Below are 15992 nucleotides of genomic sequence, written 5' to 3' on the forward strand. Positions count from 1 at the left end.
AATTTTGTTGCTCGCTCTTTAGCGCGCTTATTCATTCTAACATCAATCGATTTTGTTGTCAACAACAATTTTTATTTTTTGTTGTTTTCACCTTTATCTATAAGATAAGGTTTGTTTTTTCGAGTGCTGTCTTGAACGACCTTCCTTATTGTATACCAACTACTTTTTTAAGTCAACAACTTTTTTTAGTTTTTGTTATTTTTTAGTTTATCTATTTGATAAGCTTTCGAAGGTTTGCGTTTGCCTCTTTGGCGAACTTCCTTATTGTATATCAAGCCAATATTTAAGTCAACCTTTTTAAACACTTTTTTAGCGAAAAAAATAAATCGTGTAGAAAGTCCACACGATTTACTCTTATATAAATATAAAGTTATTAAAAATTAACTAAATAAGCGTCCAATATCGTTAAATGTAACGAAAACAAACAGTGCCATGAGCAGGAAGAAGAATGCGTTATTTACCCATAATTCTACCTTGGCTGGAACCTTCTTCCTAGTAATTGCTTCATATCCTAAGAAGATTAAGCGTCCACCATCTAAAGCTGGAATTGGTAATAAGTTAAATAGACCAATATTAACTGATAAGAATGCAACAAAAATTAATAAATTTACAAAGCCTGCAGATGCTGCATTTGTAACCAGTGAGAAAATTCCCACAGGACCAGCTAAATCACCAACACCTACTTCACTTGATGGATTAAATAATAATCCAAGGGTTGCCACCATTTCAACAACGGATTGTCCAAATTGTTGGAATGGATAAGTAAATAGATAACCAAAGTCAAATGCATTCCCCACTGAGAAGCCTAATCTTACATCAATCATCACTTCGCCAATCGCATTTAAAGTTGATTCTGATAAAACATCATAGGACGCAGTAATGGTTTCACCATTTCTGTTTACAGTTACAGTAATTTGATCTTGTTCGTAATTTCTAGCAAGTGTAATAATTTCATCCCAGCTTGTCACTGATTGATTATTAATATGGGTAATGACATCCAGTGGTTTAATACCAGCTGCTTTTGCTTTACCACCTACACCACCAATAGTTAATGTATCTCTTGTTAGAGGATCCATTGTATTTAATAATCCAAAGTTTTGCATAATAACAATGACATACACTTCTTGGACTTCTTCTAGAATAATGCCATCACGTTCTAACTTCACTAAAACTTTGTTTGAACCCACATTTGATAATGCATTTCTAATTTCATAAATATCTTGGGTTGGTGTACCGTTAATTTCTAAGATTACATCACCTGCTTTTAGGCCAGGATTTGAAGATTCATCAACGATATTGTGTTCTAAAGGTTTTCCTTGTACTGCTGCAACAATAAATAATACAGCCAGTGCTAAGATAAAGTTCATTAAAGGTCCGCAGAAAATAACTAAAAATCTATCCCATAAAGATTTTGATGCAAAACTAGATTCATGCGGAGTAAGTTGCATCTCTTTTTTCTTTTGGAAACGGTATTTAGCATCTCTTAGAACTTGATAGCGATTGATTTCACCATTTTGAGTTTCAATTTCGATAAATAATTCTTTTAAGTTTTCACCATATAGGTCAAAATCAAGCACTTTCCCAGTCACTGAAGGATTAGGAATTGTGTTATCTAAAATAATTTCTTTGATTAAACCAACTTCATTTAAGTTTAAGCCAATAAATTGATTTTTCTTAATTAATTGGAAATCACCATTTTCACCACTCATTGATACAAATCCACCAAGTGGAATTGCACGTAGAGAATAGAAAGTATCACCTTTCTTTTTTTGAGTAATAACTGGTCCCATACCAATTGCGAATTCATGGATTAAAATCTTCGCACGACGTGCTAATAAGAAATGTCCTAATTCATGGATGGAAATAATCGTGGTTAAAACGAGTAAGAATACAATAATACTCCATATAGTTGATAGAAATTCCATTTATGACTCCTTAAGCAATTGTAGTTGGAAATAATTGTGTAATAACGATAAAGATTGATAAGAATAATAATCCGATAAAGATAATTGAATCAAATCTGTCTAATACACCACCGTGTCCTGGGATGATGCTACCAAAATCTTTAATTTGATAAGTACGTTTGAATTTAGATGCAACTAAATCACCAATTTGGGCAGCAATAGTTCCTAAGAATGTAATCGGAATAATGATTAATGTTTGGATATATAAGGGTTGTTGACCAAGTGATGAGAAGTTGTCAAAGATTGTTTGGAAATCAGATGGGTTTAAGATATGTCCTAAGAATCCTTCTTTAGTAAAGATCACACCATAGAAGATCGCAAAGGCTGAGGCAACAACTGTACCAATGATGGTTCCAGCAATTGCACCTTCCCAACTCTTTTTAGGACTTATTCTTGGAGCCATTTTATGTTTTCCAAATGCCATACCAAAGAAGTATGCAAAGATATCTGTTACTGCTGATACTAAGAAGACATAGACAATGAATCTTACCCCTAAATATCGAAGTAACATTATGGAAGCTCCACCTAAACCTACATAATAAATTACTGTGAGTGCTTTTCCGATGTCAGATCCTGAGAAATCATCAACAAATACCATTAAGGATAATAAGGTTAATGTAACAAACCCGATAATAACAACTGGATTTACTTCAAAAGTTATTAAATCATAACCTGGTGAAGTCGTTGGACGAAGCGGTTGTACTAAACCACCTAAATTAAAATATGTTAAGAGGGTTAGGATAATGATTGTTATTTTAATACCAATATGAATCGGTTTTTCCTTTTCATACATGTTTAACATTTCAATTGTTGCAATAATTACAAATAAGAATACAGCTATTTGGAAGAGATTAAAAACAATCGGGTGATTGATAATCGTAAGCGGTAATAGAATTGCGGCTAAAATTCCCGCAGATATAATTCGTTGTTTCAAGCTTTTATTCCTCCAAAACGTCTGTTTCGTTTTGCATAATCTTTAATTGCTTTTAATAAATCTTTTTTACCAAATTGTGGCCAGTATTTTTTAACAAAGTATAACTCTGCATAAGATGCTTGCCAAAGTAAGAAATTAGAAAGACGCATTTCTCCACCAGTTCTAATTAGTAAATCTACTTTATTTTTGATTAAAAGATGTTTATTAACTTCTGCTTCACTAAACTCTTTAGCATTTTTAAATGCTTCTAGTAATTCGTAATAACTACCATAATCAAAACAAATATTAAGTAACAATCCGTTATGTTCTTTAGTTACTTCTTCAATTTTGTTAAATGTTTCAAGTAATGCTTTTGGTATGCGATCTTTTCTACCGCGGATCACAATTTTAATTGTACTTTTTTCAAATTTTTCTAAATTTTTGTTTAAAATTTCAACTGGTTTTGTCATTAAGTATGTAACTTCATCTTCTGGACGATTCCAGTTTTCTGTTGAGAATGCATAAACCGTTAGGATTTTGATTCCAAACTCATTTGCTGCATTTGCAACCTTGACCAAATTCATGCCACCTTGATAATGACCTATTGATCTTGGAAGTCCACGTTTTTTTGCCCATCTGCCGTTGCCATCTAAAATGATTGCTACATGTTCTGGAATATTTTTGAGCTCTTGCATGAGATTCCCTTTCTTACTTTACAACCCTATTATACCGAAATAACCCATCCGTATGATTCTTTTATATCACCATACTGTATAGATTGTAATAAATCGAATAATTTATGTAATTTTTCATATGATTTAAACTGATAGCTTACTTCACCATGGTAAACCTCTGATACTGGTGTGATAACCGCAGCAGTACCACAAGCACCAAACTCGTCAAAAGTTCTTAGTTCTTCAATTTCAATTGGTTTAATTAAAACTTCTAAATCTAAATAATCTTTGGCTAAAATTTGAAGTGTGTTATTGGTGATGCTAGGAAGAATTGATGAAGATTGTGGTGTAATAAACTGATTACCCTTAATAGCTATCACATTCGTTGCACCTGTTTCATCTAATCTTGTATGTGTTCTTGGATCTAAATATAAACAATCATCAAAACCATCTTGTTTTGCTAAATGCTTCGGATATAAAGACGCTGCATAGTTAGCCCCTGTTTTAATTGAACCAATACCATTAGGTGCAGCTCTATCATATTTAGAAGTTTGTAGTCTAATTGGTGTAAAGCCATCTTTAAAATAACTACCTACTGGTGTTGCAACAACCCCAAATAAAAATTCTGTGGCGGGACGAACACCCATTGTAGTTTCAGTTCCAATAACAAACGGTCTAATATAAAGTGACCCTTTTGTTTCATAGGCAGGAATTAAGTTTCGATTAGCATCAACAATTTGTTTAATCGCTTGGATAAATAAATCTTTTGGAACTGGTGGAATCATTAGTCTTTCACATGATGATACTAATCGTTCATGATTTGACTCTACTCTAAAAAGTAAGGTTCTACCATCTTTTGCACGATATGCTTTTAATCCTTCAAAAACACTTTGACCGTATTGGAGTGCGGTTGCTAGTGCGGATATTTGAATATGAATCTCACTAGTGAGTTCGCCTTCATTCCATTTACCATCTTTGTAAGTCGCAAAGAAAGCTTTGTTAGTTCCATGATATTTAAACCCCTCTATCATAAAATCCACCTCCATTTTGAGTTCAATTATACCACATGAAAAAAAAATACGTTGGGTATTATACCCAACGCATTATTAAAGATACAATTGATAAATTGTTTAGTTGAAAGACAATTTATTTTTATTAAGTTTTGATTAGTCAGCTAATAAGACAATCTTATTATCTAACAACAGCGTTACGAAGTCGACGAATCCTAAGATTCCACCGAAGAATAGATAGACGATAGCGCCTAAAATATTTCTTTTCACTAATCTGTGAGCAAATCCTAATACCCAGTTAACACCAGGAATAATTGACAGAATAACTGAAACAATCCATTCTGTCCCGAACCAATAACCTTTGCCGCCACTTCTACTTGCCATAATAGGCCTCCTTTTCTCTTACTTATTTTTTTTAGATAGTTAAGAGATCATCTGATTTAGATTTAGTGTGTTCGTCGATCTTCTTGATCATTTTATCTGTTAAAGCTTGAATATCTTCAAGATATCCTTTTTCAACATCTTCAGGAAGTTCTAACTTCTTCATATCATCATTACCATCGCGTCTGATATTTCTAACTGCGATCTTACCAGATTCAGATAACTTTTCAACTTCTTTTACAAGTTGACGTCTTCTTTCTTCTGTTAAGGCTGGTAACATAAGACGAATACCCACACCGTCATTTCTTGGTGGTAGTTCTAAGTTTGATGTATTAATTGCATGTTCAATGTCTTTTAACACTGATTTGTCAAATGGTTTAATGTAAAGTTGTTGTGCTTCAGGCACTGAAATTGCAGCCACTTGTTTAAGTGGAGTTTCAACACCATAGTAATTTACAGTGATGCGATCAAGTAAACTTGGGTTCGCACGACCTGTACGAATCGATGAGAATTGAATGTCTAAAGCATGAAGTGCTTTTTCCATTTTCTCTTCTATTTCCATTAACAGCATATCTGCTTGTTCATTCATAATTACACCCCGTTTGAAACGATTGTTCCAATGTCTTCTTTTTTAACAGCTCTTACGATATTACCTTTAATATTCATATTAAATACAAAGATTTCAATATGATTATCTTTACATAATGAGGCTGCGGTTGAATCCATGATTTGTAAGTTTTGTTCTAACACTTCTTGATGAGTAATTTTCTTGATGAGTTTAGCATCAGCAAATTTTCTTGGGTCTTTATTATAGACACCATCCACACCATTTTTAGCCATTAAGATCACATCACAAGCGAGTTCAGCTGCACGTAGTGCTGCTGTTGTATCGGTTGAGAAATATGGAGAACCTGTACCACCTGATAAGATGATTACACGTCCTTTTTCTAAGTGTCTTAAAGCACGTCTTCTAATATATGGTTCTGCAACTGCACTTGTAGGTAGGGCAGTCATCACTCTTGTTGCAACATCGAAACCTTCTAAGGCATCTTGTAGAGCAAGACCATTCATAATTGTCCCAAGCATACCCATGTAGTCTGCTTGTGCACGGTCCATGCCTAGTTCTTCACCGGTTTTACCACGCCAAAGATTACCAGCACCAACCACAACACATACCTCAACGCCTAAATCTCTTAAGGCCTTGATTTCTAATGCGATTTCTTTTACAGTTTTAGGGTCGATACCATAAATACCGCCACCTTTTAATGCTTCACCTGAAAGTTTGAGTATGACACGTTGGTACATGTGATTGCCCCCTTTAAAAGTTTAGATTGGATTTAAAATTATAATTTAGCTTGAGCCATAACTTCAGCAGCGAAGTCTGTCTCAACTTTTTCGATACCTTCGCCAACTTCAAGTCTTACGTAAGATACGATATCATTGCCATTGTTCTTTAAGAATTGAGCAACTTTGATTGATGGATCTTTTACGAAAGCTTGGTCAACAAGTACGAATTCTTGTAGTAATTTAGATAATTTACCAGCTAAAATACCTTCTAATACTTTTTCAGGTTTACCAGCTAATGAAGCGTCATTTGCCATTAATTCTTTTAAGATATGAGTTTCATGTTCAATTGTAGCTTGGTCAACATTTTCTCTTCTTAAGAATTTAGGGTTGAATACACAAACGTGCATTGCAATATCTTTAGCAACTGCTTGATCTTCTTTTTCAGTAATTGTAAGCACTGAAATCTTACCACCCATGTGTTTGTAAGCACCAAAACCTTGGTTTGCTTCTTTAGTTACACGGATTACACGGCGTAATGAAATTTTTTCACCAATTGTTGCTGTTGCAGTTAATAACATTTGAGCAACTGTTACACCGTCTTTAGTTAATTCTAAAGCTTCTTCAGTTGAATTTGCATTTGAATTTAAGATAATTTGTCCAATTTCTTCTAATAATGCATGGAATTTTTCATTTTTAGCGACGAAGTCTGTTTCTGAGTTTAATTCAAATAAAACTGCTTCGTTACCATTGATTAATACGTTTGTTAAACCTTCAGCTGCAATACGATCTGCTTTCTTAGCAGCTTTTGCAATACCTTTTTCTCTTAGGTAGTCGATTGCCTTGTTAACATCACCTTGAGTTTCTTCTAGTGCTTTTTTGCAATCTAGCATCCCTGCTCCAGTTTTGTCTCTTAATTCTTTTACCATAGCGGCTGTAATGACCATAATCGTTATTCTCCTTTTAGTTCATCATTTTTATTATATAATTTTTTTGATTTTTTTTCAAAATAAAGGGAAGATATATTCTTCCCCTTTAAATTACTTGCTTAAAGCTTCGATTAATTCAGCTTTTTTAAGATCGTTGTAGTTTTCAATACCTTTAGCTTTTGCTAATTCTTTTAATTCAGCAACTTTTAAAGTTGATAAATCTACTTTAACTTCTTCTTTAGCAGGAGCAGCTGCTTCTGCTTTAGGAGCGAAATTTCTCTTATCTTTGTTTTCTGGTTTTCTGTTGTTGTTTTTGTTGTTGAAGTTCTTGTTTTTGTTGTCTCTTTGTTCAACTTTTTCTAAGTCTGATGCAACATCGATTACTTCTTCATCAGCAAACTTTTCAACTACGCCACCTTGAGCTTCAATAACAGCATTAGCCATTACCCAAGTAATTAATTTAACAGCGCGAATTGCATCGTCGTTAGCTGGGATTACATAATCAACCATTTCAGGGTCACAGTTAGTATCTACGATACCAAATACTGGAATACCTAATTTGCGAGCTTCTAAAACTGCGATTTCTTCAGTTCTTGGGTCTACAACGTATAACGCTTGTGGTAAACGTTGCATATCTTTAATACCACCCAAGAACTTTTCTAATCTAGCGCGAGTCTTTAATAAACCAGCAACTTCTTTCTTAGGTAATTTAGCCCATACGCCTGATTCTTCTTGAGCGTATAAGTCTTGTAATAATTTGATACGTTTACGGATGGTCTTGAAGTTTGTTAATGTACCACCTAACCATCTGTGGTCAACGAAGAATTGACCTGAACGGATAGCTTCTTCTCTAACCGCTTCTGTTGCTTGTTTCTTAGTACCAACGAATAATACGTTGCCACCTGCAGCTACGATATCAAATAGTGCTGCGTATGCTTTTTCAATTTCTTCTGCGGTTTTCTTTAAGTCAATGATATGAATGTCTTTACGCGCAGTGAAAATGTATGGAGCCATTTTAGGGTTCCATCTTCTGGTTTGGTGTCCAAAATGTACACCAGATTCCAGTAATTGTTTCATTGAAACTACTGCCATTATTTTTTCCTCCGATTTTTCGATTTTTTTCCTCTGAGTAACTCATACTTTTGCCACTACTTACGTAGCTCATGACACAAGAAGCATTACCCATGTGTATTTAACAGCCTCTATAATATATCATATGAGGCATTTTTTTGCAATACTTAAAATATAATTTTACACTTTACCATTAACATACGCTTTTACTTCATCAATATGAATAGCAAAATTGTATAGTTGTAAGTCTGTTTCTTCATCATACATTGGGTATGAATATGCATTAATACCTACTAGTTTTCCATAGACATTAATTAACGCACCACCTGAGTTACCTGGGTTAATTGCAGCTGTATGCATTAACACATCCGCATCAAAACCTTCACCATCTGCGTCATTACGTTTTGGATAAGATACAACCCCTTGAGTGATGATATCTTCAAACCAAACTGGTGAACCAACGGCATAAACAAATGAACCTTTTTTGATATTAACTGCATCTTCAAATTCAATCACCGGAATTGAATCTGGTGTTGTAAATTTTAAAATTGCTAAATCTTTTAATTTTAATTCGTGGACTTTAGTAATGTTTCCGTATTGTTTTTTAGTGGTCCCATTAAAAACTGTAATTTGGAAGTCACTTGATTTTGTGCCTTCTGTGACATGGTGATTAGTTAATACATAGTATGTATTATCAATCTTTTGATAGATTACACCACTACCACCTGAGCCTTCCCATTCACCACTAATAATATCGATCATCACGATACTTTTGTTTGCTTTTGCTAACATGGCTGTTTGAGCTTGTTCAATCAATTCAAATAAGTCTTGTGGATCAAGTTCATCTTTAGCATCTTCAATTGACACCCATTTAGCATAAAGTGTTAAATCACTGGTTGCACCAGCGTTAAATGCCATTGGGTAAGTAAAATCAGCATCTAAATACCACCCAGCAAAAACTAAACCATCTTCATTAGTTAATTTTTGACTTGGTAAAAAATACTTAGCCATATCTACTTCATCTGTAAAGGCGATTGCCCCTTCTGAAATATAGGTAATTCTTACACTACCATCTTGACTACATCCAACTAATAACATCGCTGCCAACGCAACAACAAATAAAAATATTTTTTTCATATTTACCTCACTATTTTCATCCTGTTTATTTACCAGAACTTCCAAATCCGCCAGTTCTTTCACCCATCACAACATCATCTTCTGTAGTGTAGAATTTATGGAAGATTCCTTGAGCAATACGGTCGCCCTTCTTTAAATTAACAACTTCTTTTCCAAAGTTTAAAATCGGAATTAAAAGATGTCCTTCGTTATCTTTGTTGTTGTAGTAATCACTATCAACAACCCCAACTGCATTTGACATAATTAAATTCAATTTAATACCTAAGGATGATCTAGGATAGACAAATAAAGCCTCATCCTCTGGCATCATAACTTTTAAACCGGTTGGTACTTTAACAATTTCACCTGGATGAATCGTGATATCTTCAGCCGTTTCAATATCATAACCTGCAGAGTTTTTGGTGGCTCTTTTTGGAATATTAATTTGTTTATCTTTATAACTTGTAATAACTTCAAATTTTCTCATGCATTCATCTCTCTTACTTAACAATATTCTTTAAACTTTCTAACACTTTCATTTCACGCGGTAAAACAGTCTTCATCCCCTTATGGTGATGATATGTATCAATCGCAATCATATTTTGTTTAATTGCATCATCAATTGATACCCATCTTGGTTCAACACCGTGTTCTAATTCTCTTTCCATGAGATTTTGTTCACCTAAACCATCAATATCTACAAAATAGTAATATGATGTTTGAAGATATACAGAATCTGAATTGTTAATGCCAAAACGTTTTTCTTCAATATAACCATATGGTCTAATATTAAAGATTTCTTTAGCACCTAATTCTTCATTAAGTTCACGATGTAATCCATCAATATGAGATTCATCAAGCTTAATGCCTCCACCAGGAAAAGTATAATCTAAAAACTTTTTCGAATAGACCATTAGAACCTTTTTATCTTTTAGAATAATACCACGAACGGTTTCTCTTTTTTTATTTATTGCTAAATCTTGTGTTTCTTCTTCAACAATAATGTCACTTATCTTTATCATTTTTAATCATCCTTGGATGGGTTGTTTTATATTTTTCTTTTAAGACTTCACTGGAAACATGGGTATAAATCTGGGTTGATTTTAAGTTTGCATGTCCTAATAATTCTTGAACAACTCTTAAATCAGCACCGTGATTTAAGATAGTGGTTGCAAATGCATGACGTAACATATGTGGGTGAATCTTAAATGTTTCACCAGATTTTTTTATTAAGTCATTTAAAATCACTCGAAGTCCACGTTCGGTTAAAGGTGTCCCTTTATAGTTAATCAGTAGTCGTTTACTTAGAGTTTGGTCCCCTTTTGCAAGCAGTGTAACTCTTGTGTAAGATAAATAATGTTTGAGTGTATCTTTAAGTGTATCATGAATTGGAACGTAACGGTCTTTTAATCCCTTACCATGAACTAAGATTTGACCACTTGATAAATAAATATCACCAATTTCAAGATTTACAATTTCAGAGGCACGAAGGCCACATGAATAAAGTAAATCTAAAATTAAATAGTTTCTAAAACCTAATGGTGTTTCTTTATCAATCGATTTAAATAAGTAATCAATCGCCTCATCATCAATCGTATGGGGAAGTACTTTTGGTACTTTTGGTGATTTGACAGCTAAAAAGATGTTGATGTCAATCAACTCTCGATCCATTAAAAACTGATAAAAGTGCTTGAGTCCAGATATTTTTCTTGCGATTGATTTTTTACTAAAGCCTTTAGTATCTAGATATGAAACAAAGTTTCTTGCTAAGCGTTCACGTCTAGCATCCAACAAATCTTTAGCTAACTCTTCATTAATTAAAAAGTTTTTAAATGTTTCAATATCATTTAAATAACTTTTGACCGTGTCTTCTGAATAGTTTTTCTCTACAAGAAGATAATCTTTGAATAGATTTTCTACATCCATCAAGATAGATGCTCAACTATATATTGTTTTAAAGCTGCTATCGCACGGTCGTGATAGAATTGTTTTCTTTCTTGCTTTTTCGCTCTAATTTCATCAAGTAAACCAAAGTTTGCATTCATCGGAACAAATGTTTGATGATATGAAGATACATATTTACCCATTGCACCAATCATAGAATCTTTTGGTAGTGGGATAAATTCACCTTTGGTGATTAATTGATGCATGTTAATTGCAGCATGAATACCAGCCGCTGCTGATTCAACATAACCTTCAACACCACTCACTTGTCCTGCGAAGAACCATTTTGGATATTTTTTAACATTGAAACCCTTTTGTAGAACTTTTGGTCCTTCAATATATGAGTTTCTATGGATGACACCATATCTTAAAATTTCTGCGTTTTCTAAACCAGGAATCATTTGAATTAATGCTTTTTGGTCGCCCCATTTTAATGATGTTTGGAAACCAACCATGTTATACATTATTTTATTTGCATCATCTTGACGAAGTTGAACCACTGCATAAGGTAGGGTACCATCTGGTTTTTCTAACCCCACTGGTTTAAGTGGACCAAATGTTAAAGTATCTTTACCACGGAATGCCATTTCTTCAACTGGCATACAACCTTCAAAGACATTATGTTCAAAGTCTTTTGGTTGAACCTTTTCAGCTTTCATTAAGAAGTCATAGAACTTATCATATTCTTCTTTTGTCATTGGACAATTGATATAGGCTGCTTCACCTTTATCATAACGAGATTTTAAATACGCAACATCCATATTAATAGAGTCACCTGCAATAATAGGTGCGACAGCATCAAAAAAGTGTAGTGAATCTTGATCTAATTTTTCTCTTAAAAATTGTGCAAGTGAATCAGAAACAAGTGGACCAGTCGCAATAATAACATAGTCATCGGGGTTAATTTCTTTAACTTCTTCATTAATCACTTCAATATTTGGATGATTCTTAATCTTTTCTGTAATATATTCAGAAAAACCTACGCGGTCAACAGCAAGTGAAGACCCAGCAGGAAGTGAATGCATTCTACCGCTAGACATAACTAGTGAGCCTAGTAGTTCCATTTCTTCTTTTAATAATCCAACAGCATTGAGTGGATCATCACTTCTAAATGAGTTTGAACATACCAGTTCAGCAAAATTCCCTGTCACATGAGCAGGGGTCATTCTAACTGGTCTCATTTCATATAATTTAACTTTTAAACCTTTATTTGCAAGATACCATGCGGCTTCACTGCCTGCAAGTCCTGCGCCGATAATTTTTACCATAATTTCACCAGTTCAATTATATCATGACAAGTTCTCCAACGTGCAAAGCACGTCTAAAAAAGTTATAATGTAAGAAAGGAGAGACATCATGAAAATAAAATTATACATACATGAATTTATTGGTACTTTCGTACTCGTTTTAATCGGATGTGGTGCTGGCGTATTAAACCTTGAGCTATCATCAATTGGTTTAGCATTCGGTTTAATATTAATGGCAATGATCTACACATTTGGTGCATCAAGTGGTGCACACTTTAACCCAGCGGTATCACTTGCTATGGCAATTAGAAAACGCCTTTCTTGGAGTGACTTTGCATTCTATACAATTGCTCAAGTATTAGGTGGTATTGTTGCATCATTAGTGCTTGTTGGATTCTTAGGTAATTCAAGCCTAGCAGCAAATAGCCTTGGTGGCATTAATGAAACCGGAGCAATGTTATTACTTTTAGGTGTGTTAGTTGAAACTGTTGTTACATTTATCTTTATTACAGTCATCTTAAAAGTATCTAAAGATAAAGGTTTAGCACCAGTTGCTGGATTAATTATCGGTTTAACATTAACTGCATTAATCTTTATGAGTGGTCCATTAACAAATGCATCACTAAACCCTGCAAGATCAATTGGGCCTGCATTATTCTCAAATGACGTAAATGCATTACCTCAATTATTCGTATTCATTTTAGGACCAATGCTTGGTGGAGTATTTGCAGCAATTTTAAATCCATATATTGATAAAGCTGAATAATCATTAAAAAAGAAAATGGCACAAGTTATAAAACTTGAGCCATTTTTTTTATTTTGAATTCTCTTTTAATTTGAGTGGTCCAATATATGCATCATATACTGGGGCGAGTCGTTGATTTACAAAATTCACAACGGCAGTAATGATAACGATATTCGCTGGCATAATCATCAGTCTAGTTGATGTATAAATCCACATGTATGAAAGTGCACCTTCAACATTACCACCATTCCAAACTAATGAACCCACATAATCTGCAACACTGGAGAATGTGGTTGCAATGATATGTGAAACTGTTACAGCGATACCTACATTTAGCCAATTAGAGTTTCGTTTAGCTAAAAAGTAAGGAATCACACCCCAAGCAATTGCTTGTAATGCAAATAAGATATCATATGTATACCCATTGGTATTTGAGTAAAAACCAATCAAATCAGATAAAAAGCCCATGATACCACCATAAATTGGACCAAGCACAATGGAACCAACTACCAGTGGAATTGCATAAAATGGGAAACCAAATGAAAAGGTTGGTGGAATAAATAACTTAAATAAAATATCTAAGACGATTGAAACTGCAGTTAGTGTTGCAGCTAATGTAATTTTTCTTAATTCTTTTTGAACCATATAAAAAGACCCCCTAAATCAGAGATTCACACTTTACAGCGGACCGTAAGATATACCGCCATGCTTTACCATGTTCGTTCTACCAATTTCCACTTGAGTAGACACTTAACGCATATCTTCTTTTCTGTTTATTTTAATTTATTCTATTATATACTACTTTATTTCCCAGTCAATCTCTTTTACACCATGTGATTTTAAAAAACTATTCACTTTTGAAAAAGGTTTTGAACCAAAGAAGCCTTGATAACTTGATAAAGGTGATGGATGGACACCTTCTAAAATTAAGTGATTTGGATTGTTTAAATACTTTTTATAACTTCTTGCATGACTTCCCCAAAGTATAAAAACAATTGGTTGGTTTAATGTATTAATGAATTTGATAACTTCGAAGGTGAAATGCTCCCAACCAATCCCTTTATGGGATAAGGGTTTAGAAGCTTCAACTGTTAAAATCGTGTTTAAAAGAAGTACACCTTGTTTAGCCCAACTCATTAGGTTGCCAGACTTCGATTTTTTAATACCTAAATCTGATTCTAATTCTTGATAGATGTTTTTTAAACTTGGTGGTAACTTCTCACAAAGAACAGAAAAAGAAAGTCCATGCGCTTGGTTTTCTCCATGATATGGGTCTTGTCCAAGTATCACGACTTTTAAATCTTCAATTTTTGTGTACTTAAAACAATTAAATCTATCCTCAGGTTTCGGATAGATTATTGTTTCATTTTGTTTAGTTTCTAAGAATTTTTCAAGCTTTTTAAAATAGTCTTTACTCTGTTCTGTCTTGATTAGATTCTCCCATGTCATTAGCATCATCCCCTGATGTTTCTTCATTTGAATCTTCATTTACTGCTTCTAATAGTTGTTGTTCTTTTTCTTTTTTACTTGACCGTACGATAAAGTATATTCCATAGATTACACCTAAATTGATGATCACAACACCAATACCAATTGGTGTTGTAAATAAGAACTCTAAGAAACTGATAAAGCCACTGGATTGAACGGTTATAACATGTATGCCAATCAAATCATCTACGGTTAAATTATAAATCTGACCGGCACTCTTACGCCATACATCGTATTGCTTTACTTCTTTATCATGTTCTTTATGTGGATATGTTTTAACGTAACCTTCTTCATCAAACCCACCAAAATGGTGTGTAACAACATCCTTAGAATAACTACCATTATGATAAAAGTACGTTTCAAAGACGATAATATCGCCTTCCTCTAAGGTATTGATATCATCAATCTTTGTTACAATGATATAATCATCTACCATGATGAGTGGTTCCATAGAGTTTGAAACAACTCTATACCAACCAAAACCAACTACTTTGACTAATCCTTGTGGAATGAAAAGCGATACAGCAATAATAAAAACAAGCACGATAATAAATGCGTAGTATAACGTATTTTTAATATAGTACCAAGCTGTTTTTTTCTTTTCCAATTTCTTCCTCTTAGATTGATTTCTTAATTAATTTCATTCTAATGAATTCTTCACGTTCATGTTCTTCTAAAACTTCAGTAATCGATTTAATCTTTTCCTCAATTTCAGGAATAACGACATTCTTTAATGCATTAAAACGTGTTCTACTCTTACGAATAGCATCTGCTAATCGATATGCAGAGGCATCAATTTCAGCTAGTTTAATTGTTAAATCTCTAGCATCACCAAACATACGATATGCATAGTCAAACTTAGAGTTTGTTGACTTTAAACCGTAAGATAAGCGAATTCTTGTTTTTTCATAATCAATAATTGGAAGGTCAACACCCATGACTGAGCGGTAAGTGATTTTAAGATTGTGGTCAATCGGAACTGCTTTTGCAATTTCGCCAACAATACCTAAGGTAATGTTCGCATCTTGCAGTGCTAAATACGCTCTTTGATAAGTTTCTTCGATTTTCTTTCTAATCAAAGAGACTTCACTTAAGAGTGTTAACATTTCTTGAATCAGCGTATTCTTTTTACGTTCCATAAGGCTCGCACCAGTTTTGGCTAAAGTATACGACTTCTTAAGTTGAATGAGCGCACCTTTAGTAGGAGCAATATCTAATGCCACAGT

General features: G+C 33.7%; 19 protein-coding genes, 1 pseudogene and 1 riboswitch. Of the genes and pseudogenes, 1 reads left to right on the plus strand and 19 read right to left on the minus strand.

Annotated features, from left to right (window positions below; genetic code table 11):
• Positions 1 to 380: 380 nt before the first annotated feature.
• The 15 genes and pseudogenes from rseP to trmFO all read right to left on the minus strand — a co-directional run bounded on the left by rseP (position 381) and on the right by trmFO (position 12554).
• Positions 381 to 1925, minus strand: a complete 1545-nt coding sequence (rseP, locus tag PG914_RS05950) for an RIP metalloprotease RseP (protein WP_488822797.1) — start codon at positions 1923 to 1925, stop codon at positions 381 to 383.
• 10 nt (positions 1926 to 1935) lie between these two features.
• A complete protein-coding gene (locus PG914_RS05955; protein WP_488822798.1) occupies positions 1936 to 2898 on the minus strand; it encodes a phosphatidate cytidylyltransferase in 963 nt (320 codons plus the stop codon).
• Entirely contained in the window at positions 2895 to 3572 is a 678-nt protein-coding gene (gene uppS, locus PG914_RS05960; protein WP_488822799.1) for a polyprenyl diphosphate synthase, read from the minus strand. The genes PG914_RS05955 and uppS overlap by 4 nt, the downstream gene beginning before the upstream one ends.
• A gap of 29 nt (positions 3573 to 3601) precedes the next feature.
• Positions 3602 to 4582 carry a branched-chain amino acid aminotransferase gene (locus PG914_RS05965; protein ID WP_488822800.1) on the minus strand — a complete coding sequence of 327 codons (981 nt, stop codon included), beginning with the start codon at positions 4580 to 4582 and terminating at the stop codon, positions 3602 to 3604.
• A 135-nt stretch (positions 4583 to 4717) separates the two neighbouring features.
• Complete coding sequence (locus PG914_RS05970) at positions 4718 to 4945, minus strand: hypothetical protein (protein ID WP_488822801.1); 228 nt, start codon at positions 4943 to 4945, stop codon at positions 4718 to 4720.
• Positions 4946 to 4976: 31 nt separating this feature from the next.
• Positions 4977 to 5531 (minus strand): ribosome recycling factor, encoded by a 555-nt coding sequence (gene frr, locus PG914_RS05975; protein WP_488822802.1) that lies wholly within the window; start codon positions 5529 to 5531, stop codon positions 4977 to 4979.
• A gap of 2 nt (positions 5532 to 5533) precedes the next feature.
• Positions 5534 to 6247, minus strand: coding sequence for a UMP kinase (pyrH, locus tag PG914_RS05980; RefSeq protein WP_488822803.1), 714 nt, complete (start codon positions 6245 to 6247; stop codon positions 5534 to 5536).
• Positions 6248 to 6285: 38 nt separating this feature from the next.
• Positions 6286 to 7173 (minus strand): translation elongation factor Ts, encoded by an 888-nt coding sequence (tsf, locus tag PG914_RS05985; RefSeq protein WP_488822804.1) that lies wholly within the window; start codon positions 7171 to 7173, stop codon positions 6286 to 6288.
• A gap of 93 nt (positions 7174 to 7266) precedes the next feature.
• The gene (locus PG914_RS05990) at positions 7267 to 7536 is read right to left on the minus strand and encodes a Rho termination factor N-terminal domain-containing protein (RefSeq protein ID WP_488822850.1); all 270 of its coding nucleotides are present in this window, start codon (positions 7534 to 7536) and stop codon (positions 7267 to 7269) included.
• 18 nt (positions 7537 to 7554) lie between these two features.
• Positions 7555 to 8247, minus strand: a pseudogene (gene rpsB, locus PG914_RS05995) (30S ribosomal protein S2); the annotation flags it as partial.
• A 159-nt stretch (positions 8248 to 8406) separates the two neighbouring features.
• Complete coding sequence (locus PG914_RS06000) at positions 8407 to 9363, minus strand: trypsin-like peptidase domain-containing protein (RefSeq protein ID WP_488822805.1); 957 nt, start codon at positions 9361 to 9363, stop codon at positions 8407 to 8409.
• Positions 9364 to 9388: 25 nt separating this feature from the next.
• Positions 9389 to 9829 carry a dUTP diphosphatase gene (gene dut, locus PG914_RS06005; protein WP_488822806.1) on the minus strand — a complete coding sequence of 147 codons (441 nt, stop codon included), beginning with the start codon at positions 9827 to 9829 and terminating at the stop codon, positions 9389 to 9391.
• 13 nt (positions 9830 to 9842) lie between these two features.
• Positions 9843 to 10364 (minus strand): NUDIX domain-containing protein, encoded by a 522-nt coding sequence (locus PG914_RS06010; protein ID WP_488822807.1) that lies wholly within the window; start codon positions 10362 to 10364, stop codon positions 9843 to 9845.
• The gene (locus PG914_RS06015; protein ID WP_488822808.1) at positions 10348 to 11268 is read right to left on the minus strand and encodes a tyrosine-type recombinase/integrase; all 921 of its coding nucleotides are present in this window, start codon (positions 11266 to 11268) and stop codon (positions 10348 to 10350) included. Before PG914_RS06015 ends, PG914_RS06010 begins: the two co-directional genes overlap by 17 nt.
• Positions 11268 to 12554: a methylenetetrahydrofolate--tRNA-(uracil(54)-C(5))-methyltransferase (FADH(2)-oxidizing) TrmFO gene (gene trmFO / locus PG914_RS06020; RefSeq protein WP_488822809.1), complete on the minus strand. Its 1287-nt coding sequence runs from the start codon at positions 12552 to 12554 to the stop codon at positions 11268 to 11270. Before trmFO ends, PG914_RS06015 begins: the two co-directional genes overlap by 1 nt.
• 88 nt (positions 12555 to 12642) lie before the next feature.
• On the opposite strand from trmFO, the gene PG914_RS06025 reads away from it, so the two are divergent.
• Positions 12643 to 13299, plus strand: a complete 657-nt coding sequence (locus PG914_RS06025) for an MIP/aquaporin family protein (RefSeq protein WP_488822810.1) — start codon at positions 12643 to 12645, stop codon at positions 13297 to 13299.
• 48 nt (positions 13300 to 13347) lie between these two features.
• Here PG914_RS06025 and PG914_RS06030 read toward each other — a convergent pair whose 3' ends face one another.
• The 4 genes from PG914_RS06030 to PG914_RS06045 all read right to left on the minus strand — a co-directional run bounded on the left by PG914_RS06030 (position 13348) and on the right by PG914_RS06045 (position 15989).
• The gene (locus PG914_RS06030; protein ID WP_488822811.1) at positions 13348 to 13923 is read right to left on the minus strand and encodes an ECF transporter S component; all 576 of its coding nucleotides are present in this window, start codon (positions 13921 to 13923) and stop codon (positions 13348 to 13350) included.
• A gap of 34 nt (positions 13924 to 13957) precedes the next feature.
• Positions 13958 to 14052, minus strand: a riboswitch (THF riboswitch).
• Between the two features lie 24 nt (positions 14053 to 14076).
• Positions 14077 to 14736, minus strand: a complete 660-nt coding sequence (locus PG914_RS06035) for a uracil-DNA glycosylase (protein ID WP_488822851.1) — start codon at positions 14734 to 14736, stop codon at positions 14077 to 14079.
• The gene (locus tag PG914_RS06040) at positions 14690 to 15373 is read right to left on the minus strand and encodes a S26 family signal peptidase (RefSeq protein ID WP_488822812.1); all 684 of its coding nucleotides are present in this window, start codon (positions 15371 to 15373) and stop codon (positions 14690 to 14692) included. The genes PG914_RS06035 and PG914_RS06040 overlap by 47 nt, the downstream gene beginning before the upstream one ends.
• A 10-nt stretch (positions 15374 to 15383) precedes the next feature.
• Positions 15384 to 15989 carry a V-type ATP synthase subunit D gene (locus PG914_RS06045; RefSeq protein ID WP_488822813.1) on the minus strand — a complete coding sequence of 202 codons (606 nt, stop codon included), beginning with the start codon at positions 15987 to 15989 and terminating at the stop codon, positions 15384 to 15386.
• Between the last annotated feature and the right edge of the window lie 3 nt (positions 15990 to 15992).

It is taken from the genome of Acholeplasma sp. ORD1043, from assembly GCF_057808485.1.

Excerpts from the sequence above, each read along its gene's own strand:
- rseP (WP_488822797.1), bottom strand. The coding sequence starts at position 1,925 with ATGGAATTTCTATCAACTATATGGAGTATTATTGTATTCTTACTCGTT.
- uppS (WP_488822799.1), bottom strand. The coding sequence starts at position 3,572 with ATGCAAGAGCTCAAAAATATTCCAGAACATGTAGCAATCATTTTAGAT.
- PG914_RS05965 (WP_488822800.1), bottom strand. The coding sequence starts at position 4,582 with ATGATAGAGGGGTTTAAATATCATGGAACTAACAAAGCTTTCTTTGCG.
- PG914_RS05970 (WP_488822801.1), bottom strand. The coding sequence starts at position 4,945 with ATGGCAAGTAGAAGTGGCGGCAAAGGTTATTGGTTCGGGACAGAATGG.
- frr (WP_488822802.1), bottom strand. The coding sequence starts at position 5,531 with ATGAATGAACAAGCAGATATGCTGTTAATGGAAATAGAAGAGAAAATG.
- pyrH (WP_488822803.1), bottom strand. The coding sequence starts at position 6,247 with ATGTACCAACGTGTCATACTCAAACTTTCAGGTGAAGCATTAAAAGGT.
- tsf (WP_488822804.1), bottom strand. The coding sequence starts at position 7,173 with ATGGTCATTACAGCCGCTATGGTAAAAGAATTAAGAGACAAAACTGGA.
- PG914_RS06000 (WP_488822805.1), bottom strand. The coding sequence starts at position 9,363 with ATGAAAAAAATATTTTTATTTGTTGTTGCGTTGGCAGCGATGTTATTA.
- dut (WP_488822806.1), bottom strand. The coding sequence starts at position 9,829 with ATGAGAAAATTTGAAGTTATTACAAGTTATAAAGATAAACAAATTAAT.
- PG914_RS06010 (WP_488822807.1), bottom strand. The coding sequence starts at position 10,364 with ATGATAAAGATAAGTGACATTATTGTTGAAGAAGAAACACAAGATTTA.
- PG914_RS06015 (WP_488822808.1), bottom strand. The coding sequence starts at position 11,268 with ATGGATGTAGAAAATCTATTCAAAGATTATCTTCTTGTAGAGAAAAAC.
- trmFO (WP_488822809.1), bottom strand. The coding sequence starts at position 12,554 with ATGGTAAAAATTATCGGCGCAGGACTTGCAGGCAGTGAAGCCGCATGG.
- PG914_RS06025 (WP_488822810.1), top strand. The coding sequence starts at position 12,643 with ATGAAAATAAAATTATACATACATGAATTTATTGGTACTTTCGTACTC.
- PG914_RS06030 (WP_488822811.1), bottom strand. The coding sequence starts at position 13,923 with ATGGTTCAAAAAGAATTAAGAAAAATTACATTAGCTGCAACACTAACT.
- PG914_RS06035 (WP_488822851.1), bottom strand. The coding sequence starts at position 14,736 with ATGATGCTAATGACATGGGAGAATCTAATCAAGACAGAACAGAGTAAA.